This window comes from Streptomyces sp. SM18, from assembly GCF_002910775.2.
In the GTDB taxonomy this organism is placed as follows: Bacteria; Actinomycetota; Actinomycetes; order Streptomycetales; family Streptomycetaceae; genus Streptomyces; species Streptomyces halstedii.
Window position 1 is genome coordinate 5,092,152 of record NZ_CP029342.1, and the last position, 22,501, is coordinate 5,114,652.

17 protein-coding genes are annotated in these 22,501 nt (G+C 71.3%); 7 read left to right on the forward strand and 10 right to left on the reverse strand.

The features are described from left to right. Positions 1 to 85: 85 nt before the first annotated feature. Both B9S64_RS23140 and B9S64_RS23145 read right to left on the reverse strand, forming a co-directional pair. The gene (locus B9S64_RS23140) at positions 86 to 1,435 is read right to left on the reverse strand and encodes a nucleotide sugar dehydrogenase (protein WP_103493917.1); all 1,350 of its coding nucleotides are present in this window, start codon (positions 1,433 to 1,435) and stop codon (positions 86 to 88) included. Then, on the reverse strand, positions 1,435 to 1,641 hold the full coding sequence (locus B9S64_RS23145) for a hypothetical protein (RefSeq protein ID WP_228869609.1): 207 nt from the start codon (positions 1,639 to 1,641) through the stop codon (positions 1,435 to 1,437). The genes B9S64_RS23140 and B9S64_RS23145 overlap by 1 nt, the downstream gene beginning before the upstream one ends. Positions 1,642 to 2,052: 411 nt before the next feature. Here B9S64_RS23145 and B9S64_RS23150 point away from each other — a divergent pair, with 411 nt between their 5' ends. Continuing rightward, positions 2,053 to 2,685: a hypothetical protein gene (locus B9S64_RS23150; RefSeq protein ID WP_103493916.1), complete on the forward strand. Its 633-nt coding sequence runs from the start codon at positions 2,053 to 2,055 to the stop codon at positions 2,683 to 2,685. A gap of 74 nt (positions 2,686 to 2,759) precedes the next feature. Here the strand turns inward: B9S64_RS23150 and B9S64_RS23155 are convergent, their stop codons facing one another. Then, the gene (locus tag B9S64_RS23155) at positions 2,760 to 4,250 is read right to left on the reverse strand and encodes a glycoside hydrolase family 16 protein (RefSeq protein WP_258038089.1); all 1,491 of its coding nucleotides are present in this window, start codon (positions 4,248 to 4,250) and stop codon (positions 2,760 to 2,762) included. 188 nt (positions 4,251 to 4,438) lie between these two features. Between B9S64_RS23155 and B9S64_RS23160 the strand changes: the two genes are divergently transcribed. Beyond that, positions 4,439 to 4,858, forward strand: a complete 420-nt coding sequence (locus tag B9S64_RS23160; protein ID WP_103493915.1) for a MerR family transcriptional regulator — start codon at positions 4,439 to 4,441, stop codon at positions 4,856 to 4,858. Further along, positions 4,855 to 5,214: a thioredoxin gene (gene trxA / locus B9S64_RS23165; protein ID WP_103493914.1), complete on the forward strand. Its 360-nt coding sequence runs from the start codon at positions 4,855 to 4,857 to the stop codon at positions 5,212 to 5,214. Before B9S64_RS23160 ends, trxA begins: the two co-directional genes overlap by 4 nt. Here the strand turns inward: trxA and B9S64_RS23170 are convergent. From B9S64_RS23170 to B9S64_RS23180, 3 genes are all read right to left on the reverse strand, one after another. Continuing rightward, positions 5,199 to 5,606 (reverse strand): DUF3224 domain-containing protein, encoded by a 408-nt coding sequence (locus tag B9S64_RS23170; protein ID WP_103493913.1) that lies wholly within the window; start codon positions 5,604 to 5,606, stop codon positions 5,199 to 5,201. The two genes, trxA and B9S64_RS23170, sit on opposite strands and share 16 nt — an antisense overlap. A 177-nt stretch (positions 5,607 to 5,783) precedes the next feature. Then, complete coding sequence (locus tag B9S64_RS23175; RefSeq protein ID WP_181387634.1) at positions 5,784 to 6,329, reverse strand: SMI1/KNR4 family protein; 546 nt, start codon at positions 6,327 to 6,329, stop codon at positions 5,784 to 5,786. 163 nt (positions 6,330 to 6,492) lie between these two features. Beyond that, the gene (locus B9S64_RS23180; protein WP_103493911.1) at positions 6,493 to 6,756 is read right to left on the reverse strand and encodes a hypothetical protein; all 264 of its coding nucleotides are present in this window, start codon (positions 6,754 to 6,756) and stop codon (positions 6,493 to 6,495) included. Positions 6,757 to 7,209: 453 nt separating this feature from the next. Here B9S64_RS23180 and B9S64_RS23185 point away from each other — a divergent pair, with 453 nt between their 5' ends. The 3 genes from B9S64_RS23185 to B9S64_RS23200 all read left to right on the forward strand — a co-directional run bounded on the left by B9S64_RS23185 (position 7,210) and on the right by B9S64_RS23200 (position 10,571). Next, positions 7,210 to 8,115 carry a hypothetical protein gene (locus B9S64_RS23185; protein ID WP_258317577.1) on the forward strand — a complete coding sequence of 302 codons (906 nt, stop codon included), beginning with the start codon at positions 7,210 to 7,212 and terminating at the stop codon, positions 8,113 to 8,115. 863 nt (positions 8,116 to 8,978) lie between these two features. Continuing rightward, positions 8,979 to 9,989, forward strand: a complete 1,011-nt coding sequence (locus B9S64_RS23195; protein ID WP_109492103.1) for a MarR family transcriptional regulator — start codon at positions 8,979 to 8,981, stop codon at positions 9,987 to 9,989. Positions 9,990 to 10,103: 114 nt separating this feature from the next. Then, entirely contained in the window at positions 10,104 to 10,571 is a 468-nt protein-coding gene (locus B9S64_RS23200; protein WP_103493908.1) for a hypothetical protein, read from the forward strand. A 76-nt stretch (positions 10,572 to 10,647) separates the two neighbouring features. Here B9S64_RS23200 and glgB read toward each other — a convergent pair whose 3' ends face one another. The 4 genes from glgB to B9S64_RS23230 form a co-directional block, all read right to left on the reverse strand. Continuing rightward, positions 10,648 to 13,506 carry a 1,4-alpha-glucan branching enzyme gene (gene glgB / locus B9S64_RS23205; protein ID WP_308460780.1) on the reverse strand — a complete coding sequence of 953 codons (2,859 nt, stop codon included), beginning with the start codon at positions 13,504 to 13,506 and terminating at the stop codon, positions 10,648 to 10,650. A gap of 88 nt (positions 13,507 to 13,594) precedes the next feature. Next, complete coding sequence (locus tag B9S64_RS23220) at positions 13,595 to 14,986, reverse strand: phosphotransferase (RefSeq protein ID WP_103493906.1); 1,392 nt, start codon at positions 14,984 to 14,986, stop codon at positions 13,595 to 13,597. Between the two features lie 508 nt (positions 14,987 to 15,494). Further along, the gene (gene treS / locus B9S64_RS23225; protein WP_103493905.1) at positions 15,495 to 17,231 is read right to left on the reverse strand and encodes a maltose alpha-D-glucosyltransferase; all 1,737 of its coding nucleotides are present in this window, start codon (positions 17,229 to 17,231) and stop codon (positions 15,495 to 15,497) included. Further along, positions 17,228 to 19,339 (reverse strand): alpha-1,4-glucan--maltose-1-phosphate maltosyltransferase, encoded by a 2,112-nt coding sequence (locus tag B9S64_RS23230; protein ID WP_103493904.1) that lies wholly within the window; start codon positions 19,337 to 19,339, stop codon positions 17,228 to 17,230. The genes treS and B9S64_RS23230 overlap by 4 nt, the downstream gene beginning before the upstream one ends. Positions 19,340 to 19,795: 456 nt before the next feature. Here B9S64_RS23230 and glgP point away from each other — a divergent pair, with 456 nt between their 5' ends. Next, on the forward strand, positions 19,796 to 22,486 hold the full coding sequence (gene glgP, locus B9S64_RS23235) for an alpha-glucan family phosphorylase (RefSeq protein WP_109492104.1): 2,691 nt from the start codon (positions 19,796 to 19,798) through the stop codon (positions 22,484 to 22,486). Positions 22,487 to 22,501 lie beyond the last annotated feature (15 nt).

Here is a 22,501-nt window from a genome sequence, read left to right on the forward strand (position 1 = left end):
CGCACGCGCCGCGGGGGCGCGCGAGCCGGGAGGGGCCACCGCACGGGCGGGGCCTGGGGAGCGGGGGCCGGGGGCGGCCCGCGGGTCAGAGAGGGGTGACGAACCGGCCGGTGACGACCGTGCCCCGGGTGTCGAGCAGGGGTCGGCCGCGGCGGCCGAGCGCCCCGAGGTCGTAACAGGTGTGGAGCTGGAGGAGGACGACGAGGTCGGCCTCCTCCAGCGCCTCGTCGAGGTCGGTCGCGCGGGGCAGTGTCACACCGCCCACGCGGAAGTGCTCCACGTACGGGTCGTGGTAGGAGACCTGGACACCGGACTCGGCCAGGACCGCCGCGACGGCCCGCGCCGGGGTTTCGCGGATGTCGGCCACATCGGGTTTGTAGGTGACGCCCAGGAGCAGCACCCTGGCGCCCTCGGGTTCGATCCCGTGGTCGTCCAGGACGCCGAGGGCGCGTTGGGCGACGTGTCCGGGCATGGAGTCGAGCACCTGGCGCGCGGCGTCGAGCAACCGGAAGGAGTAGCCCTGGCGTTCGGCCTCGGTGGCGAGGTAGCGGGGATCGACCGGGATGCAGTGGCCGCCCACCCCGGGGCCGGGGGCGAAGCGCCCGAAGCCGAAGGGTTTCGTTCCGGCGCAGTGCAGGACGTCCCATACGTCGATGCCGCTGAGCCGGCAGTAGAGGGCCACCTCGTCCACGAGGGCGATGTTGACGTACCGGTAGGTGTTCTCCAGGAGCTTGGCCATCTCCGCCTCGCGGGTCCCTTTCGCGAGGACGACGTCCCGGATGAAGGGGGAATAGAAGGCGACGGCACGTCTCGCGCAGTCGGTCGTGTATCCGCTGACGATTTTCGGCGTGTTCTCCACCCCCCATTCCCTGTTTCCCGGATCGATGCGCTGAGGGGAATAGGCGAGAAAGAAATCCTGGCCCGCGACGAGCCCGCTGCCCTTTTCCAGGAGCGGTTTCACCACCTGTTCGGTGGTGCCCGGATAACTGGTGGATTCCAGTACCACGAGGGTGCCGGGCGTGAGCCTGCGGGCCACTTCCCCGGTGGCGGCCTCGACCTGCGCGAGGTCGGGTCCGCCGTCGGCGATGAGCCCGGTGGGCACACAGATCACCACGGTACGGGCGTCGCGCACGACCTCCGGGTCGGTGCCCGCCCGGAAGTCCTGGGCGAGCATCGACGCGACCTCCGCGTCGGTCACCCCGCCCACATGTGACCGTCCCGCCCCGAGTCCGGAGGCGACGCGGTCGCTCACGTCGAGCCCCCGCACCCGCAGACCCGCGGCGCACGCGCTGCGTGCGAGGGGCAGTCCGACGTGGCCGAGCCCGACCACCACCAGGTCGGCGGTCCGGGACTCCGAGGGCGCCGAGACCTGCCGTGGCACGTGCGCGGACGTCGGCCCGGACGACGCGGTCCCCCGCTGCGTCGACTCGACCATCAGCCGGAGAAGCTGCCGCTGCCGGGGACGACATGGGCCCCGTAACCCGGCTGGACGGTCAGTCCGGGGGTGAGGCAGAACGGGTCCCCGTACACCCTCACCGGCCGGTCGCTCCGGTTGACGAGTACATGGGCGTCGGCCGGGAGCTTGTGGCAGCCCCGGGGGCTGTCGTACGTGGTCAGCTGCGCCACCTCGGTACGGAACACGACCACTTCACCGGTATCCGCCGGTGCGGCCGAAGCGCCGGTCGGGAATGCGAGGAGCAAACCCGCGGCGGCGAGTACGGCGGCGGCCCCGAAGCGGTGCAATGTTCAACTCTCTTCTGTGACGTGTGTATCTGAAGAAACGATGCACGCGAAGTGCACATGGACATTGATCATTCTGTGGCCTGCCGCAGCAGTGGATGGCCATGGACCGGAATATGCACCTGTACGAGTGACGGAATTCGATAAACCGCTCGACGGTCGGCGCGGCCCTGCGTGCCCGTCCGGTTCGCGGAGCGGGACACCCCGTCGGTCCTACCTGTCCGACGCCCCCAGGCGGCCTGCCAGGCGGCCGTCCTCCTTGCCGTGGGAGGCTGCGGTACCACCGTGACCACACGCGACCGAGGAGCGGGCATGCGCGGGAATCTGGCCGAGACCGCCCGAGCCGCTCTGACGGCCGCGTGCGCACCGGGCGGTGACGCGTTCCCGGCCGCGCCCGCCCGTCTCGACGGTGTCACCACCGTCGTCGTCGCCGACGTATGTGTGCGGGGTGACCTGGGATTCGTCCTGCTCCTCCACCGCCGTAGGGACGGATGCGCCGCCGAGGAGCTCTACTTCTCCATCCGCGACGGAACGGGGGTCTGGGACGCCCCGGACCACCTGTCGGGCGGTGTCCTCCGTATGGAACCCACCAGCCCGCGAAGCGTCGCCGCCGTCCTGGGAGGCAGGGTGCTGGTGCCGTCCGTCGACTCCGAGACCTTGCTGTACACCGGGCGCCCCCAGGGCGACGAAGGCTACGAACCGGTGCGCTTCCACACGATGTTGGCGGACCAGGCGGTCGTCTGCCTCGACATCGAGGACGCCACTCCGGGGGCGCCGGACCCCGGTCCCGTCCGCAAGCCGCTCATCTCCCGCATCGCCCTCCTCGCCCTGCTGCCGGGAGAGCGCTTCGTCGTCCGCGCGGTGGTACGTGACGGGGCCGGGTACCGGCCGTGGGGCGAGCCGTTCGACGTGACCGGTACGGACCCGGTGCCCGACGCCGACTGAGGAGGGGCCGTGGCCCCGTGCGCCCGGCATACCGGTCACCGCACCGGTATGCCGGGCCCGTACGCCGGGCGGGCTCAGCCGTACGGGATGTGGACGAACGACTGGTTGCCGACCCCCACCGTGCCGGGGCCGTTGCCGATGGCGTTCCAGATCTCCACCCGCACCGTGCCGTTGACGAGGGCGCCATGGCTGCCGGTGGACGACTTCAGCCCCTTCGCCTGGGTGTAGTGCTCGTAGCCGGGGACCGGGTCGGTGGCGAAGTAGTGGTACGTCTCCGTACGCTCCCAGGTCCCGTCCCCCGTGCGGTCGTAACTCACCCGGATCTGCTGGCCGTTGGCGACCGTGGTGCCCGAGTCGGCGAACACGTCGAACTGGGTGGAACCGCCGTCGTACGCCCGGGTGATGCCGGTCGCCGTGAACGTCTGCGGGTTGTGCGGGGTGCCGTCGTGGTTCGCCCCGCCCGCAGAGGCGAGCGTCACCGAGGAGGCCGTGGACTGCGCCGCGCCCAGCCCACCGCCGCTGCGCAGGGTGAGGGTGGAGGAGCCGGACGGCGGGTCGGTGGGCGGGTCGGTGGTTCCGCCCCCGCCACGGGTCCAGACACCCACGTAGTCCACGAGCATGGGACGGCCGGGGACTGTCTCGGCCGTCGGGGTCGAGCCGCCCAGCGCGTTCGGGAACGCCCCGCCGATCGCCAGGTTCAGCAGTAGGAAGTAGCCGGCGTGGTCCGTCATGTCCGCCCAGGTCGCCGCGCCCAACTGGCTCTTGGTGACGCTGTGGAAGAGCTGGCCGTCCACGTACCAGCGCAGGGCCTCGGGGGTGACGGAGCGGTCCCACTCGAAGCGGTAGGTGTGGAACGCGGACTGGCAGCTGGCCCCCGGGCACGCGCGGCTGTTGGCGAGGCCGGTGGTCTCGCCGCAGGGGCCTCCCGGGTTGACCCCGCAATGGAGCACGCCCCAGACGGAGTTGAGTCCGTTGACGTTCTCCATGATGTCGAACTCACCGATGCCCGGCCAGTTCCAGTAGTTCCCCCGGTACGGGGAGCCGAGCGCCCAGAACGCGGGCCAGTAGCCGAGGGCCGCGTTCCCCATGACGTTCGGCATCTGGACGCGGCCCTCGATGCGCAGGGTCCCGCCGGCCGGTGCCTTGAAGTCGGCGCGCTTGGTCTCGATCCGGCCGGAGGTCCAGTTGCCCGCGCCGTCGCGGAGCGGGGTGATGCGCAGATTGCCGTTGCCGTCGAGGCTGATGTTGTCGGGGCTCGCGGTGTAGTTCTGGATCTCGCCGGTGCCCCAGTTGCCGGGCCCGCCGGGGTATCCGTGGCCGGTGTCGATCTGCCAGTTCGCGGAGGACGGCAGGCTGCCGTTCGCCCCGTCGAAGTCGTCGCTCCAGGCGAGGTTCCAGCCCGGCGTGGTGGGGACGTCACCCCGGGCGGACCCGGTTCCGGCGACGGTGAGGGCACCCGCGAGGGTGAGGGCCAGGGCGGTCAGACCGGCCAGGACGCTCGTACGCCTGTGGGCGGTCGTACGTCTGAGGGGGGTCCGGGGACGGATCGTGCGGATCGTGCTCAAGGGAACACCTCCGGTGGGGGCGGGCGCCGAGAAGTTGCTGAGAGCGCTCTCAGTGTTGTGTAGACGCGGACGGGGCAGCCGTCAACGGTCCCGGCCGTCCCACTTCCCGAAGGCCGCTCCCGGCGCCCTTGCCGTGACGCCGGGGACGGCCTTGCCTTGACGCCGACGTCAAGGATTACGGTCTCGGCATGCGAATCGGGGAACTGGCCGAACGGGCCGGGACGACGACACGGACGCTGCGGTACTACGAGTCCCGGGGCCTGCTGCCCGCGCGCCGCGCGGAGAACGGTTACCGCACGTACGACGACAGCGATCTGCGGCTGATCCAGCAGATCCGGACCCTCCAGGACTTCGGCTTCGACCTGGAGGAGACCCGGCCGTTCGTCGACTGCCTGCGCGCCGGCCACCCGGCCGGCGACGCCTGTCCCGGCTCGCTCGCCGTCTACCGGCGCAAGCTCGACGAACTGGACGCCCTGATCGACCAGCTCCGGTCGGTCCGCGCGGAGGTGGGCGCCCATCTGGCCCGCGCCGAGCTGGAGGCGTCGGCCGAGCTGCCGGGCGGCCCCGCGCCACGATGTGAACTCGACTGGGAGGACGAGGACCGATGATCCACGCAGAAGGCGTACCCGAGGTCACCGACAGCACGTTCGACGAGGAGGTGCGGGGGGCGGACCTCCCGGTCCTGGTGGAATTCACCGCCGACTGGTGCGGCCCCTGCCGCCAGCTCGCCCCCGTGCTCAGCGCGATCGCACAGGAGGAGGCCGCCCGCGTCAAGGTGGTCCAGCTGGACGTGGACGCCAACCCGGACATCACGAGCCGCTACGCGGTGCTGTCGATGCCGACGCTGATGGTGTTCCGGGACGGCGATCCGGTGAAGTCGATGGTCGGCGCCCGCCCGAAGCGCCGACTGCTCCAGGAGCTGCAGGACGCGCTGGGGACGTTCGCCGTTCAGCCGAGGTCGTAGTCGAACCAGACGCGGTGTGTGCCGTCGGCGTCGATCGCCATGCCTCCGCCACCGGAGATCCCCGCCAGCGCCCCGGTGCCGCTCGTGGGCACGATCGTGAAGAACTCGGCGGTGCGGTCGCTTCCGGACGTGGTGGCCGAATGCACGAAGTTGAACGCCCCTTCCAGGCCGTTCAGCGACCCCTCGAAGGACTCCATGGCCACGTAGGTGCCGACGCCGGTCGCCTGGTCGAAGGCCGAGGTGAACAGGGTCGCGGAGCGTCCCGCGGTCTCCCCCTCGAAGTGCTTCTCCATCGTCGCGACCCCCACGGGCAGCGCGGTGGAGACAGCCGGTTCGGGCTTCAGCTCGGTCGGGACGAAGGTGTGGACGGTAAACGTGCCGGAAGCTCTCATGCACCGACCGTACCGAGGGGGTCTGACAGTGAGGATGTCCCTGGCGTGGCGTGGCGCGGGGTCGGCCGTGAGGTCCGCAGTCACCTTACGGTCCGGGGCCACGTCAACCGGGCGTGCGTCGCGGCCGGCCTGCCGCAACACGGGCAGACGGACCCGGACCACGCTGAATTCTCGGCGTTACCAGTCGATCCACCCGTCCTTGCCGATGACCGGTCGGGCCACCGCCGTCACGCGATCGGGTCGGTCGTGGTGTTCCATCGCCTCGGCGACCTCATGGAGCCATGTCCCCAGGCTTGGCCATCCCATGAAGCACGCGGTGTCAGCGTGTGGGGCGGCCCCCAGGTGATCACGCCACATGCCCCGGTCGGCGTCGACGAACGAGTCGTCCCCGTCGCGTCCGGCGAAGGGAATCCAGTGTTCCCGCCACCACGGCGTTGCCTCCTCATCGGGGTCCTTGCCGTCTTCCCAGACCTCCATGCGCATCTGCCGGACCTCGGCGATCTGCTCGGTGGAGTACAGCGGACCGCAGGGAAGGACTGTGAGATACGAGCTCTCGCCGTCGTGGCAGAGCAGCGAGGCCCGCAGATCGTCGGGCAACCGCAGGTTCATCCGCGACTCCAGGGCGTCGATCGCACCTGTCGTCGCCGGCGGACGCAGGTCCGCCAGCCGGGCGGGGGCATGCCGGGCCAGCCATGCGTCGATACGCCGCCAGGACGTGGCCACGGGCGGAACGACCGGTGGAACACCGGTCCGGGGAGGCTCAATCACGCGCTGAAGCATGCCACCACGAGGCGAACGAACAGCAGCCGACCAGCTTGACGATGACCTCGGCCTCGGCCTCCTGGCGCCACGACGCCAGGCCGACCGGTCGGCCGCGTGGCAACGATCAGCCGCCGAACGTGGCGACAAGGAAGACGGGGTAGAGCACACCGAGGCCGCCTGTGGCCAGACCGACAGCGCACTGGGCGCGGTTGAGCCGCTTGGTCAGGCCGAGCACCGCAAAGGTGACGGCGAGGCTGCCGCACAGCAACGGAAGCGCGATACCGGCGTAGTCGGCGAGCACCGCGGCGACCAGAGAGATCACGCCGAGAACCGATGACGCGACCCCGTAGAGGGACGCGGGATTGTCTGCCTGTTCAGGGGCGGCCATGGAGCGATCCTCGCTTATGTTCAACGTCGTCCGGCTCGCGAAAATGCAGCCGACGCGGGAAGACCGTCCCGCATACTCCATGATGACATTTCTTACTCACGGCCGGGTCTGACCGTCCGGGTTGGTGTGAGTGAGAGGGACCTCACGCGTGGACGTTCCAGCGCGATGAAAGACGAAACGGGAGAAAACGTGAACTATCACCCTTCGGCGAAGAAAGCGTTACTGACGGTAGTCCCTTTGGTGCTCCTGGCCGCCGGGGGACCTGCGACAGCATCACCTGGCGGCAGGGACCGGACGGATGCCCCCGTGTTCTCTATATCCGTAGTGTCCGGCGCCGACGCGAAGGACATCTCGGGGGCGAGTGCGCAGAGTGAGCAGGGGAAAACTCTCGCGACGCAGGGGTTCGCTGTAACGGAGGCGCCCTCGGGTGAGATGGCACTCGTTGACCGGTCCATGGAACAGCAGGGGATCACCGCCGCCTACGGCCCCTCGTTCGTGGACCTTTCGTGGAGGGCGTACGCGCCGGGAGCCCGCTACGTTGTGGTCCGCGACGGCATTCAAGTGGCAAGCCTGGGCGCCGGGGTGACCGCGTTCCGCGACACGCGCGTGGAGCCAGGTGCTCACTACGACTACCAGGTGGCACCGGTGCTTGAGGAGGAGGGCCACCCGCAGGCCCGGCTGTGGGGGATGAAGGTCTCGGTACCGGCTGCTGGCTCCCTGTCGGCGCTGCGCCAGGAGGCCATGGCGCAGGCAGCCGCAGCGGCAGTGGCCAAGACGACGACACTGTCCTGGGTCACCTTCATCCCGCAGAAGAAGATCAACGGCCCCGCCAAGGGGTGCACTTACGGCTCGAAGTACCAGTTTGGCGGCGACGGCCGCACGAAGTTCGACTGGACGTCCTCGAAGTACCGCACGGCCTTGCATGCGACCGTCACCTGGAGCTCCAAGAAGGTGGCGGGAAACAAGTCGGTCAGCCCCACCACCGTCTATGTGAAGAAGACCGGCAAGAAGGTCGCGACGAAGACCGCCTCCAGCAAGGACATGCAGGCGAAGAAGCTGGGTTCGGGGAAGAACTACGTGGATCTGCGCATGGTCACCCATGCCACCAACCCCTTCTGCACCGGGCTGGGAGGTGTGAAGGGAGCTATCGACGGCGCCTTCACCATCCAGCTGACCACGAGCGGCAACTACACCATCCGTTCCGGCAAGCACCGCCTGATGCCGAACCATCACATCTACATCTACGACGGTGGCAAGGTGAAGAACGTCTACACCCGCACCTACGCCAACGCGAGTTGTCTGATCGGTTCGGTTGCCTGCCCGGAAGCCGACCTGACGGGCTATTACGGCAAGTTCTGATCCCTTCCCTCTGGTAAGCCCGGCGGAGCAGCCCGCCGCGATGGCGCGCGGCGGGCTGCTCCGTGCCGTCGATGCCGACCGGCCACCATCGAGGAATCCGCCGAGAAGGGTTTCCGGCTGGTTCGGTGACGAGAGGGCCGCATCGTGAGGCGGCCTGCCGGGACGCGGGTGGTCGCTGTGTCGGGTGACGTTTCCACGGCAACTCCGTCCTGGACCACCGGGGCCATGTGGTGTGGCTGGACGAACCGTCCGCAGCTGTGCCCCGGCGGAGCCGTGACCCGCGCGTGAGGGGGGAGCCTGTGTGAGACGCACCCGCCTCCCGGCCCACCTCGGCAAGCGGGGGGCGTGGGCCGCCGCTTGCCGAGCCGTCAGTGGCCGCCCAGCCCCGGCAGGCAGGTGCCGTCCGCTGTGCGGCCGATGACCTCGGCCTCGCCCGTGCCGTCGACCGAGCTGTTCACGCACCCCCGACCCGAACGCCCCGGTCCGGGACTCGGGTCCCGGAACTCGGGGCCCGGCGCTCGGGTTTCGAGCCTCGGTGGTGGGCCGTCAGCTACCGGGTCACCCCTTCGTGTGTACGTCTGCGGGCCCCGGCCCGGCGCTTGAGCTTCGGGATCCGGGGGTCGGGACCCGGGGGCCGGGCTTCGAGCGGTGTTGTTCACCCGGCGGGGACATACAGGAAATACAGGGGGTTGGGGAAAACCTCCCCACCCTCCCTACCCCGTCACGGCCAGCAAGTATGACTAATCGTGACCAGCTTGCGGCGCTGAGTCGCCACTGCTTACGGTGCCCTCAACGAAACGACCCCGACGCGGTGTTGGCTCACCGGCCGGGGTCTCACCCCAAGACCGAAAGCACTCGTTCTCGTGGCTACTCAGCACATTAGCTCCGCCCCGTGCGCGCCCGCACCCTCCCGCCCGTACCGCCAGGCCACCACCGGCTACGGCAAACGCTCCGTACCCGACCAAGCCCCGCCCCAGGCAGCCGACTTCGCCCGGCTTCCCGAGCGTGAGCGCTATGTCGCCGGGTACGTCGACCATCTCCCCGACGGCGCCGCCATGGACATCAAGTCCCTCGCCAAGGACCTCCCCCTCTACGGCCAGATGGCCATCGGCACCGCCCTGCGCACCCTCGCCGTCGCCGGACACCTCCGCCACGTCCGCTGCCGCGTCGAAACCCTCGGCCAGAACCGCTGGGTCACCCGCACCTACTGGTCCCGCACCGCCCGCGACCACACCTGGTGGACCACGCACCTCGCAGGGGAGACGACCGAAGGCGGTGGCTCGCCCGCGCGGGAGGAGTCGGCACCTCCGCCGCCTCCGGTGCCCACCGCACCCGCAGCCCCGGAGGCGACGGACACCCCCGTCGTACCGCGGCAGCGGACACCGGCCGGCCCGGCACCGGACGCCGCTCCCTCGGCCGCCTATCTCGCCCTGGCCCGGCTCGGCCGCCGCGAACCCCGGCTGGCCCTCTCCGCCGGGGACTGCGCCACCCTGGAAGGGCTCGCCGCCGAGTGGTTCGCACGCGGGGTGGACGCCGACTACCTCACCCAGGCCCTGGCCTCCGGGCTTCCGGCCCAGGTCGACTCGCCCGTGGGCTTCGTACGCCGCCGTCTCCACGACAAGCTTCCGCCACGGTTGCCCGCCGCCCACGCCCCCGGACCGGACCCGTCGCACGCGCGGCCGCTCCTGGTGGAGTGCGCCGAATGCGGCCGCCCCGGTCCGGCCGAAGCCCTGCCGGACGGCCTCTGCCGGCCCTGCCGCACCACCGTCCAGGCGGAGCCCGCGACCGCCGGTGGCGCGACCGCCGAGGTGCCCGTCGAGCGCGACGTCCACGCTCTGGTGGGCAGCATGCGCAACCTGATGCGGTCACCATGAGGTTCCGGTGGCCTGGCTCCCAGGCCCTGTGCGGCGGCTGTCGGTGCCGCTGACTACGCTCTTCCAGGTCCCGGACGTGCCGAACGTGCGGGGGATCCGATCATGGGGGAAGCGATGCGCAAGACACTCACCGCGACGGCCTTCGTTCTGGCAGCCGCCCTGGTGACGGGCTGCGGTGGCGGCGGCGAGAAGTCCGCCGACGACAGCAAGGCGAACACGCCCGCCGCCGGGAAGACCGCCGAGAAGACCGACGAGCCGAAGGAGACCGGCGGGGACACGGTGGAGCAGGGCTCCTCGCACGAGGTGACGATCGCGGTCGAGGGGACGGGCAAGAGCAACGTCATGTACACCCTGGACGACTCGGACTTCGCGGAGGTGGACCTGCCGTGGAAGAAGACGGCCACCATCGCCGCGCGCGGTGCGGAGCGCAAGGTCGGCCGACTGGTGATCGTCACGCCCGGCAACATGACCGCGGTCGACGGCAAGATCGTCGCGGGACGGTGCTCGATCACCGTGGACGGCGAGACGGTCGCCGAGAGCAAGGACGACTCGGGCAAGCCCTGTTCGTACAAGCTCAAGTAGGCGGACCGCGCCGGGAACGGTGCTTCGCGGCGGCGCACCCGAGGTGCCGGGTGCGCCGCCCCCGCTCGTCGTCCCGTCAGGCGGGTCGCAGCCAGACCGTCGCCAGGGGCGGCAGGGTCAGCGCGATGCTGGTGTCCCTGCCGTGCGCCGGTACCGCCTCCGCCTTCAGCGGCTCCTCGTTGCGGAGGCCGCCGCCGCCGTACCGGGCCGCGTCGGTGTTGAGGACCTCCACCCAGGCCTCGGCGCCGTCCGGTACCCCGATGCGGTAGTCGTGGCGGACGACCGGGGAGAAGTGGGAGACCGCGATCAGCGGGGAGCCGTCCGCGTCGTAGCGGACGAAGGAGAACGCGTTGTCCTCCGCCGCGCCCCCGTCGATCCAGGAGAAGCCACCCGGATCCGTGTCACGCTGCCAGAGCGCGGGCAAGGCGTTGTACACCCCGTTCAGGTCCGTGACCAGGGAGCGGACCCCCCGGTGGTCGCCGGAGGCCTCGTACGTCTCGTCCAGCAGCCACCAGTCCGGGCCATGACCCTCCGACCACTCGGCCCCCTGCGCGAACTCCTGTCCCATGAACAGCAGTTGCTTGCCGGGGTGTGCCCACATGAAGCCCAGGTACGCCCGGTGGTTCGCCCGCCGCTGCCACCAGTCGCCCGGCATCTTGCTGACCAAGGCCTGCTTGCCGTGCACCACTTCATCGTGCGAGATCGGCAGCACGTAGTTCTCGCTGTAGGCGTACACCATCGAGAACGTCATCTCGTGGTGGTGGTACTTGCGGTGGACCGGCTCCTTGGAGACGTACACCAGCGAGTCGTGCATCCAGCCCATGTTCCACTTCAGACCGAAGCCCAGGCCGCCCTGGTCCGTGGGGCGGGTGACGCCGTCCCAGGCAGTGGACTCCTCCGCGATCGTGACGACGCCCGGGTTGCGGCGGTAGACCGTCGCGTTCATCTCCTGGAGGAACGCGACCGCGTCCAGGTTCTCCCGGCCGCCGAACTCGTTCGGGGACCACTGGCCGTCCTCGCGCGAGTAGTCGAGGTAGAGCATCGAGGCCACCGCGTCCACGCGCAGCCCGTCGATGTGGAACTCCTCGCACCAGTACGTGGCGTTGGCGACCAGGAAGTTGCGTACCTCCGTGCGGCCGTAGTCGAACTCCAGCGTCCCCCAGTCCGGGTGCGCGGCCCGCATCGGATCAGGGTGCTCGTACAGCGGCCGGCCGTCGAACTCGGCGAGCGCCCACTCGTCGCGTGGGAAGTGCGCCGGCACCCAGTCCATCAGGACGCCGATGCCCGCCGCGTGCAGCGAGTCGACCAGGAAGCGGAAGTCGTCGGGACTGCCCAGTCTCGACGTCGGGGCGTAGAAGCCGGTGACCTGGTAGCCCCACGAGCCGCCGAAAGGGTGCTCCGAGACGGGCATCAACTCGACGTGTGTGAAGCCGAGTTCACTTACGTAGGCCGGGAGCTGGCTCGCGAGTTGGCGGTAGTCGAGCCCCGGTCGCCAGGACGGGAGGTGCACTTCGTAGACGGAGAAGGGGGCCTCGTGGACGGGCCGGTCGCCCCGGTGCGCCATCCAGTCGGCGTCCTGCCAGACGTGGTGCGAGGCGGTGACCACCGAGGCGGTCGAGGGTGGCACCTCCGCCTGACGGGCCATCGGGTCCGCGCGGAGGGTGTGTGAACCGTCGGGGCGGCAGATGTCGTACTTGTAGAGCGCCCCCTCACCGACGCCGGGGAGGAACAGCTCCCACACACCGGTGGAGCCCAGCGAGCGCATGGGAAAGCCCGTGCCGTCCCAGAAGTTGAAGTCCCCGGCGACGCGCACCCCGCGTGCGTCCGGTGCCCAGACGGTGAAGCGGGTCCCCGCGACGCCCTGTCGCTCCATCGGCCGTGCGCCGAGCGCCTTCCACAGCTCCTCGTGCCGGCCCTCACCGATGAGGTGCAGATCGAGCTCTCCGAGTGTGGGCAGGAAGCGGTAGGGGTCCTCCGCCTCGCTCTCGTTGTCGTCGTAGGTGATCAGCAGGCGGTAGGCGTCCGGCACCTTCGGCATCGGCAGCACACCGGAGAAGAGGCCGTCGCCGTCGCTCTGGAGTTCGGCCCGCAGACCGTCCGCCAGTACGGTCACGGCGTGGGCGAAGGGGCGCAGCACGCGGACGGCCACGCCGCCCGGGGCCGGGTGGGCGCCCAGCACGTCGTGCGGGGCGTGGTGCTCACCGGCGAGCAGCCGCCACCGGTCCGCGTCGTCCAGGGCCGTGGCCGGCAGCGCGTCCTTGCTGCCGCCGCCGCGCCGGGGCCGGGGCGGTGTGCCGGTGGTGGTGGCGGGGCCCGGGTCAGGCTCCACCGCAGACGCGGCGCCCGGAGCGGGGGCGGCGATCCCGGGGGAGGCGGCCTCGGGGACCGGCCCGTCGCCGCCTGGACCGGATGCGCTCGGACCGGATGAGAGCGGATCGGGGGCGATCGGGCCGGATGCGGCTTGAGCGGATGCGCCCGGTTCGGAGGTTCCGGGATCGGGAGTGCCTGGTCCGGACGCGAGCGCGTCCGAGCCACCGGGCCCGGAGGCCGCCGCGCCTGAGACGGTCGGCTCGTCGGCACTCGGCCCGGAATCGGCCGGTGTCGAGACGGCCGCCCCGAGGCGGGCGGGTGTCGCCTTGGTCCGTACCGCCTTGGTCCGTACGGGCTCGGGGCTCGCGGCCTCGGTCTCCGCCGCCGCCCCCTTGGTTCCGGCGGACTTCGCGCCCGCCGCCTTGGTGGTCGTGGCGGCGGTCGTGGCGCGCTTGGTCCGCGCGCGCTTCACGGGCGGCGGCGGGGTGTCGGAGGCGGGTGCGGCGGCCTCGGTGGCTGCCGCGTCGTTCGTGATCTCGGTAGTGACCGGTTGCGCGGAGGGCGGGACCACGACGGGCTCGGGGGCAGGCGCGGGCGTTCTGCGGGACGGCTTACGGGCGGTCACGGGGACGGCCTCCTAGGAAGGAAGAGGGGAGGGAGAGGGGAGGAGGGGAGGGGGAGGGCAGGGGAGGAGCGGGGGAGGAAGGGCGGTGTCACGCGGTCGCGGTGGCCAGACGGTGGATCGCCGCCATCGGGACCGGCAGCCAGTCGGGGCGGTGCCGGGCCTCGTACAGCACCTCGTACACCGCCTTGTCGGTCTCATGGGCGCGCAGCAGCTCGGGTGCGCCGCGCGGGTCCGTGCCGGACGCGGCGGCGTAGCCCTCGCAGTACGCGGTACGGCAACGGGCCGCCCACTCGGGGTTCCACGGGCGGTGGGTCCGCGCCGCGTAGTCGAAGGAACGGAGCATCCCGGCCACATCACGCACCGGCGGCTGCGGACCCCGGCGCTCGGGCAGGGGTTTGGACGGCTCGCCCTCGAAGTCGATCAGCGACCAGAACCCGTCCTCACCGCGCAAGGTCTGGCCCAGGTGCAGGTCGCCGTGGACGCGCTGGGCGGCCCAGCCCCGGCCCTCGTGGCCCAGCGCGGTCACGGCGTCGAAGGCGGCGCGCAGCCCCGGTACGTACGGGACGAGCGCCGGGACCGCCTGCGCCGCGGCTTCCAGCCGCCCGACCATCGCCGTCACCAGGTCCCGGGTCTGCGACCGGAGCAGGGCGGGTGTCGGAAGGGCCACGGCCAGCGCCGTGTGCACCTCCGCCGTGGCCCGCCCCAGCGCACGCGCCTCCGGTACGAAGTCGGCTCCCGCGTCGAGCGCGGCGAGCGCGAGCTGCCAGCCGTCACGCGCGCCCCGCAGGAACGGCTGGAGCACGCCGAGCGTCAGAGGCTCCGGTGTGGTGGCCGCCTCGAACCAGGCGACCGGGGACGGCACCCGGCCGCACCCCTCGCGGCCGAGCGCCAGCGGCAGCTCCAGATCGGGGTTGGTGCCGGGGAAGACCCGGCGGAAGATCTTCAGGATGTACGCGTCGCCGTAGACCAGCGAGGAGTTGGACTGTTCGGTGTCCAGGACCCGGGGGGCGAGCCCCGCCTCGATCGGCGCCGCCCGTTCGAAGCGCAGCGGACCGAGTGACCCAGGGTTACGGAATCGTTCCAGCAGCAAACCGGCGACGCGCGGGTCGTGCAGCCCCTCGTACAGCGTGAGGCCGGCCAGCGGGCCGTCCGCCACCTGGCCGATACGCGCCGCCGCCAGCGGCGGGGGCAGCGAGGAGCGCACCCCGAGCAGCAACTGGTAGCAGTCGCCGTGGGACGTCGCCGGGCGGCTCGGCTGGTGGGCCCGGACGAGCAGGTGCAGCAGTCCGGGGCCCGCGACGGCCGGGTCCAGCGGCAGTATCTCCGTCGCCGCGACGAGGGAGAAGCCGGTGACCGGCCGGCCCTTGCCGGCGAACCACCGCTGCCGGGGCAGCCACTCGTGGAGCAGCGGGGCGAGCGACGGCAGCAGAGCGGCCGAGCCCGCACCGCCCGAGCCGCCGGCGCCGCCCGACGGGCCCACAGGGCCGGACGGCCCGGTCGGGCCCACCGGAAACACGGGACCCGCCGGACGCGCCGGACCCGCAAGGCCCGGCTGACCCGTCGAATCCACAGTCGCTGCCGCATGCACAGCAGCCGCCGAACCCACCGCACCCGCCGAGTCCGCAGCCGCCGTCGCATCCGCGGTCCCCGCCGGATCCACGGCCCCCGGCTGACCCGTGGGACCCGCCGGACTTCGTCTCCGGGTCGTTCTCGTGGTCGTGCTCTTCGCCAGGGCGACTCGAATGGATGCAGCCTCCGACATGGCATCGCGTCCTTTTTCCGGGCAAGCACAGGATGCGAAGAGTGTCCCGGATTGCGGCAATGGCTGTCCGGCTGTGCGGGACGTGTCGGGTGAGGATGGTCCGTACGGACTCGATCGATCGGCGGGCGCCAGGAGCCCGAGGGAGCCGGGAGCGGCTCGGTACGGCGTCCGGGTGCCCGAGCGGGGCGGCGGGGACCGCCCCGCGGCACGCGGAGCTGACGCCTGGTCAGCTCTCGGCGGTCTTGGGCCTCGGCGGCAGCGCGGCCGCCGTCTCCTTGCGCATCCGGAACCAGTAGAAGCCGTGCCCCGCCAGGGTCAGCAGGTAGGGCCACTGGCCCACGGCCGGGAAGCGCACCCCGCCGATCAGCTCCACCGGATGGCGCCCGTCGAAGTCCCGCAGGTCCAGCTCCGTGGGCTGCGCGAACCGGGAGAAGTTGTGGACGCACATCACCAGGTCGTCCCCGTACTCACGGGTGAACGCGATCACCGCCGGGTTCGACGAGGGCAGTTCGGTGTACGTGCCGAGGCCGAAGGCCGGGTTCTGCTTGCGGATCTCGATCATCCGCCGCGTCCAGTGCAGCAGCGAGGAGGGTGACGCCATCGCCGCCTCCACGTTGGTGACCTGGTAGCCGTAGACCGGGTCCATGATCGTGGGGAGGTAGAGCCGCCCCGGATCGCTGGAGGAGAATCCGGCGTTGCGGTCCGGTGTCCACTGCATCGGGGTGCGCACCGCGTCGCGGTCACCCAGCCAGATGTTGTCGCCCATCCCGATCTCGTCCCCGTAGTAGAGGATCGGGGAGCCCGGCAGCGACAGCAGCAGCGCCGTGAACAGCTCGATCTGGTTGCGGTCGTTGTCCAGGAGCGGGGCGAGGCGGCGGCGGATGCCGATGTTGGCCCGCATCCGGGGATCCTTGGCGTACTCCGCGTACATGTAGTCGCGCTCTTCGTCCGTGACCATTTCGAGCGTCAGCTCGTCGTGGTTGCGCAGGAAGATGCCCCACTGGCAGCCGGACGGGATCGCCGGGGTCTTCGCCAGGATCTCGGAGACCGGGTAGCGGCTCTCCCGGCGTACCGCCATGAAGATCCGCGGCATCACGGGGAAGTGGAACGCCATGTGGCACTCGTCGCCGCCGGCCGCGTAGTCGCCGAAGTAGTCGACGACGTCCTCCGGCCACTGGTTGGCCTCGGCCAGCAGCACCGTGTCCGGGTAGTCCGCGTCGATCTCCTTGCGGACCCGCTTGAGGAAGTCGTGGGTCTCCGGGAGGTTCTCGCAGTTGGTGGCCTCGCGCTGGTAGAGGTACGGCACGGCGTCCACCCGGAAGCCGTCGATGCCCAGGTCCAGCCAGAAGCGCAGCGCCGAGATGATCTCCTCCTGCACCGCCGGGTTCTCGTAGTTGAGATCGGGCTGGTGCGAGAAGAAGCGGTGCCAGTAGTACTGCTTGCGCACCGGGTCGAAGGTCCAGTTGGACGTCTCGGTGTCGACGAAGATGATCCGGGCGTCCGGGAACTGCTTGTCGTCGTCGGCCCAGACGTAGTAGTCGCCGTACGGCCCGTCGGGGTCGGTGCGGGACTGCTGGAACCAGTCGTGCTGGTCGCTCGTGTGATTCATGACGAAGTCGATGATCACGCGCATGCCGCGCTGGTGAGCGGCGTCCACGAACTCCACGAAGTCGGCGAGGTCGCCGAACTCCGGCAGAACGGCGGTGTAGTCCGAGACGTCGTAACCACCGTCCCTCAGAGGGGACTTGAAGAACGGTGGCAGCCAGAGGCAGTCGACGCCGAGCCACTGGAGGTAGTCCAGCTTGGCGGTGAGACCTTTGAGGTCGCCGACGCCGTCGCCGTTGGAGTCCTGGAAGGACCGTACGAGTACCTCGTAGAAGACGGCGCGCTTGAACCAGTCGGGATCGCGGTCCTTGGCGGGAGTGTCCGCGAACAGGTCGTGGACAGGCTCATTGACGATCATGGTGTGGGTGACCCTCCGGTCGGCGGGGACGGTCGCAGGACCGCGATGTGCGCCGGTGTCGCACCCGGCTCAAGGCGCACATAGAAGGTCCTGCCCCAGTGATAGGTGTCGCCGGTGAGCTCGTCGCGCACCGGCACGCTCTCGTGCCGGTCGAGGCCGAGATGCGGCATGTCCAACGAGACCGTGGCCTCCTGGGTGTGGTGAGGGTCGAGGTTGACGACCACCAGAACGATGTTCGAACCGGACCGCTTGCTGTACGCGATCAGCGCCTCGTTGTCGACCGGGTGGAAGTGCACGTCGCGCAGTTGCTGGAGTGCCGGATGGCGACGACGGATCCGGTTGAGACAGGTGATCAGGGGTGCCAGTGAGCGGCCCTCACGTTCCGCGGACTCCCAGTCCCTGGGCCTGAGTTGGTATTTCTCCGAGTCCTGGTACTCCTCGCTCCCGGGATGCACCGGGGTGTTCTCGCACAGCTCGAAGCCCGCGTACACGCCCCAGGACGGGGAGAGCGTCGCGGCCAGCACGGCCCGCGCCTCGAAGGCCGGACGGCCTCCGTCCTGGAGGTAACCGGGAAGGATGTCGGGCGTGTTCACGAAGAAGTTGGGACGCATGTACGAGGCACAGTCGCCCGAAAGCTCCGTGACGTACTCGATGAGTTCCCGCTTCGTGTTACGCCAGGTGAAGTAGGTGTACGACTGCTGGAAGCCGACCGAGGCCAGCGTCCGCATCATCGCCGGGCGGGTGAACGCCTCGGCCAGGAAGATCACGTCCGGGTCGGTGCGGTTGACGTCGGCGATGACCTTCTCCCAGAAGACCACCGGCTTGGTGTGCGGATTGTCCACCCGGAAGATCCGTACGCCGTGGTCCATCCAGAACCGCAGGACACGCACGGTCTCCGCGACGATCCCGGGGAGGTCCTTGTCGAAGGCGATCGGGTAGATGTCCTGGTACTTCTTCGGCGGGTTCTCCGCGTAGGCGATCGAACCGTCCGGCCGGTGGTGGAACCACTCGGGGTGCTCCTTCACCCAGGGGTGGTCCGGGGAGCACTGGAGGGCGAAGTCCAGCGCGACCTCCATCCGCAGGGTGCGGGCCGTGCCGACGAAGTGGTCGAAGTCCTCCAGCGTGCCGAGGTCCGGGTGGACCGCGTCATGGCCGCCCTCGGCCGAGCCGATCGCCCACGGCACCCCCGGGTCGTCCGGCCCCGGGGTGAGGCTGTTGTTCGGGCCCTTGCGGTGGGCGGTGCCGATGGGGTGGACCGGCGGCAGGTAGACCACGTCGAAGCCCATGGCGGCGACCGCCGGAAGCCGCTCGGCCGCCGTCCGGAAGGTGCCGCTGACGAGACGGGGCGCGGGCGGGGGCACCTCGGCACGGACCGCCGCGCGCTTCTTCGCGGACGTGGCGGCGGCCGCCGTCTTCGCCGCCCGGGGCTTGCGGGCCGGCTTCGCGGGCGCCGGCTCCTTCCGCCGCGCGTCCTGTGACCATCGCGCGCCCTCCGAACGGGGGAACAACTCGTACCAGGAGCCGTACAGGGCACGCCGGCGCTCCACCACCAAGGGGTGCGGACGCGACGCGGTGACCAGCTCCCGCAGGGGATGACGGCCCAGGGCCGCGTCGACCTCGGCGGTGAGCGCCGCCGCGAGCCGCGCCCCGGCCGGGCGGCCCGGGTCGCGCAGGGCGTCGACCGCGGCCAGCACCGCCTCACGCCCCTCCCGCTTCGGTACGCCCGAGGCGGCCCGCTCGTACAGCTCGGCGCCCTCCGCGAAGACCAGATCCGTGTCGATACCGGCCGGAACCTTGATCCGCGCCTGCGCCCGCCAGGTGGTGACCGGATCGCTCCACGCCTCGACGGTGAACGTCCAGTGGCCCTCGGAGTCCGGGGTCACCTCGGCGCCCCAGCGGTCCGTCCCCGGTGCCAGCTCGCGCATCGGCGTCCAGGGGCCGGGCCGTCCGCTCGGATCGCACAGCACCACGTCGGCGGCCACCGCGTCGTGCCCCTCACGGAAGACGGTGGCGCTGACCTGGAAGGTCTCGCCTACGACGGCTTTGGCCGGCCGTCTCCCGCAGTCGACGAGGGGACGGACGTCCAGGACGGGAATGCGACCGATCATGGAATCACCTGGGGGCTGGAGCTCGGCATGCGCGGGGCGCGGTGCGGGTGTGGGGGGCTGACCGCGCGCGCCGCGATGGTGGGGTTGCGTCCTTTGTAGCCGCTCGGACCTCGGCCGACGGGTGGTGTGCATGGCCGCTCCTGTCCGCGTTCACTCGAATGGCACTCGAATGGCAGGTGCGAAGGAGAATTCGTGCCGGGCCGGCTACCTGGAACGTGACGGTCCGGTACCGGGAAAGTCTTCCCATCGCTCCCGGCCGCCCAACCTGCCGCGGTGTCAACTCACGGGTGAACCCGGCGCACGCGCCGAGCGCCGCGCGCCGGTCTCCGGCCCACCGAGCCGGTCGCACGCCGTGGCCACGGACGGCCGCACCCCGGTACCGTCGAGGGTGACGGCCGGGACGCGCACCGCCGTGCGTCCCCTCGGATCCGTACCTCCCCTGTAAAGGTGGGACCCGTGAAGGCCATTCGTCGGTTCACCGTGCGTCCCGTCCTCCCCGAACCCCTGCGACCGCTCAGCGACCTCGCCCGCAACCTGCGCTGGTCCTGGCACACCGAGACCCAGCGGCTCTTCCAGGCGGCCGACCCGGAGGGCTGGCGGCCCGCGGACGCCGACCCCGTGCGCCTGCTCGGCGCCGTCTCCGCCGGGCGCCTGGCCGAGCTGGCCGCCGACCAGCACTTCCTGCGCCGGCTGACCGAGGTCTCCGAGGACCTGCGGGCGTACCTCGACGGCCCGAGGTGGTACCAGGACCAGCTGGCCAAGGGCACGGAACTCCCCACCGCCGTCGCCTACTTCTCACCCGAGTTCGGGGTCACCGCCGCCCTGCCCCAGTACTCCGGCGGCCTCGGCATCCTCGCCGGGGACCACCTCAAGGCCGCCAGCGACCTCGGCGTGCCGCTCATCGGGGTCGGCCTGCTCTACCGCCACGGCTACTTCCGCCAGAGCCTGTCCCGCGACGGCTGGCAGCAGGAGCACTACCCCGTGCTCGACCCCCACGAGCTGCCGCTCACCCTCCTGCGCGAGACGGACGGCACCCCCAGCCGGGTGGTGCTCGCCCTGCCCGGCGGGCGCTCGCTGTACGCCTCGGTCTGGCAGGCCCAGGTCGGCCGCGTCCCCCTGCTCCTGTTCGACTCCGACGTCGAGGAGAACGCCCCGGGCGAACGCGAGGTCACCGACCGGCTCTACGGGGGCGGGAGCGACCACCGGCTGCTCCAGGAGATGCTGCTCGGCATCGGCGGGGTCCGCGCCGTACGCACCTACTGCCGGCTCACCGGGCACCCCGACCCCGAGGTCTTCCACACCAACGAGGGACACGCCGGATTCCTCGGCCTGGAGCGCATCCGGGAACTCACCGAGACCGGCCTCGGCTTCGACGCCGCCCTGGAGACGGTGCGGGCCGGGGCGGTCTTCACCACCCACACCCCGGTCCCCGCCGGGATGGACCGGTTCGAGAGCCAGCTCGTCGCCCGGCACTTCGCCGACGACGGCGAGCTGCCCGGTGTCGACGTCGAGCGGATCATGGACCTCGGCACGGAGACCTACCCCGGCGGTGAGCCCGGCCTCTTCAACATGGCCGTCATGGGCCTGCGGCTCGCCCAGCGGGCCAACGGGGTCTCCACCCTGCACGGGGCGGTCAGCCGGGAGATGTTCTCCGGGCTGTGGCCCGGCTTCGACGCCACCGAGGTCCCGATCACCTCCGTCACCAACGGGGTGCACGCCCCCACCTGGGTCGCGCCCGAGGTCCTCGGGCTCGCCGGCCGGGTGTTCGGCGCCGAACGCGCGGACGAGGCCCTGGCCGGCGCCGGGACCGGTGAGGCGGGCGGCGCCGACGGCACCCGCCCCGGCACCCCGAGGCGCTGGGACGCCGTCACCGCCGTCCCGGACCGGGAGATCTGGGACCTGCGCCGCGGCCTGCGCGAACAACTGGTCACCGAGGTGCGCAAGCGGCTCTACGCCTCCTGGCGGCGGCGCGGCGCGGGCACCGCCGAGCTCGGCTGGATCGACGGGGTGCTCGACCCGGACGTCCTGACCATCGGCTTCGCCCGCCGGGTGCCCTCCTACAAGCGCCTCACGCTGATGCTGCACGACCGGGACCGGTTGCGGGCCCTGCTGCTCCACCCCACCCACCCCGTCCAGATCGTCGTCGCCGGCAAGGCCCACCCCGCCGACGACGGCGGGAAGCGGCTCATCCAGGAGCTGGTGCGCTTCGCCGACGACCCCCGGGTGCGCCACCGCATCGTCTTCCTGCCGGACTACGGCATGGGCATGGCGCAGAAGCTCTACCCGGGCTGCGACGTCTGGCTCAACAACCCGCTGCGCCCCCTGGAGGCGTGCGGCACCAGCGGGATGAAGGCCGCGCTCAACGGCTGCCTCAATCTGTCGGTGCGCGACGGCTGGTGGGACGAGTGGTTCGAACCCGACTTCGGCTGGGCGATCCCCACCGCCGACGGCCCGGCCACCGACGAGGAGCGGCGCGACGAGCTGGAGGCGGGCGCCCTCTACGCGCTCCTGGAGGACCGGATCGCCCCCCGCTTCTACGACCGGGGCGCCGAGGGCCTGCCGGAACGCTGGATCGAGATGGTCCGCCGTACCCTGGTCACCCTCGGCCCCAAGGTCCTCGCAGGCCGCATGGTCCGCGAGTACGTGGAGCGGCTCTACGCCCCCGCCGCCCTGGCCCGCAGGCGGCTGACCCCGGCGGCGGCCCGCGAGCTGGCCGACTGGAAGGCGAAGGTCCGGGCGGCCTGGCCGCAGGTCGCCGTGGGTCATGTGGAGGCCTCGGCCGACACGGTCGTCGGCGGTTCGGCCGAGCTGGGCTCCACCCTGGCGCTGCGGGTCAGGATTGCCCTGGGCGGCCTGGACCCCGACGACGTGGAGGTGCAGGCCGTCGCCGGGCGGGTGGACACCAGCGACGCGATCGCCGAGGCCCAGACGTATCCGCTGAAGCCGGCCGGCGGCCACGGCCTGGAGGACCGCCGGCTGTACGAGGGGCCGCTCGCCCTGGACCGCACCGGCCCCTACGGCTACACCGTGCGGGTGCTGCCCTCGCACCCGCTGCTCGCCTCCGGCGCGGAACTCGGCCTGGTCGCGGTGCCCGGCGAGACCACCGGCGCGGACACCGCCGGGGACGCGGGTGTGCTGCTGCGCTGAGACCCGCCCGGTCCG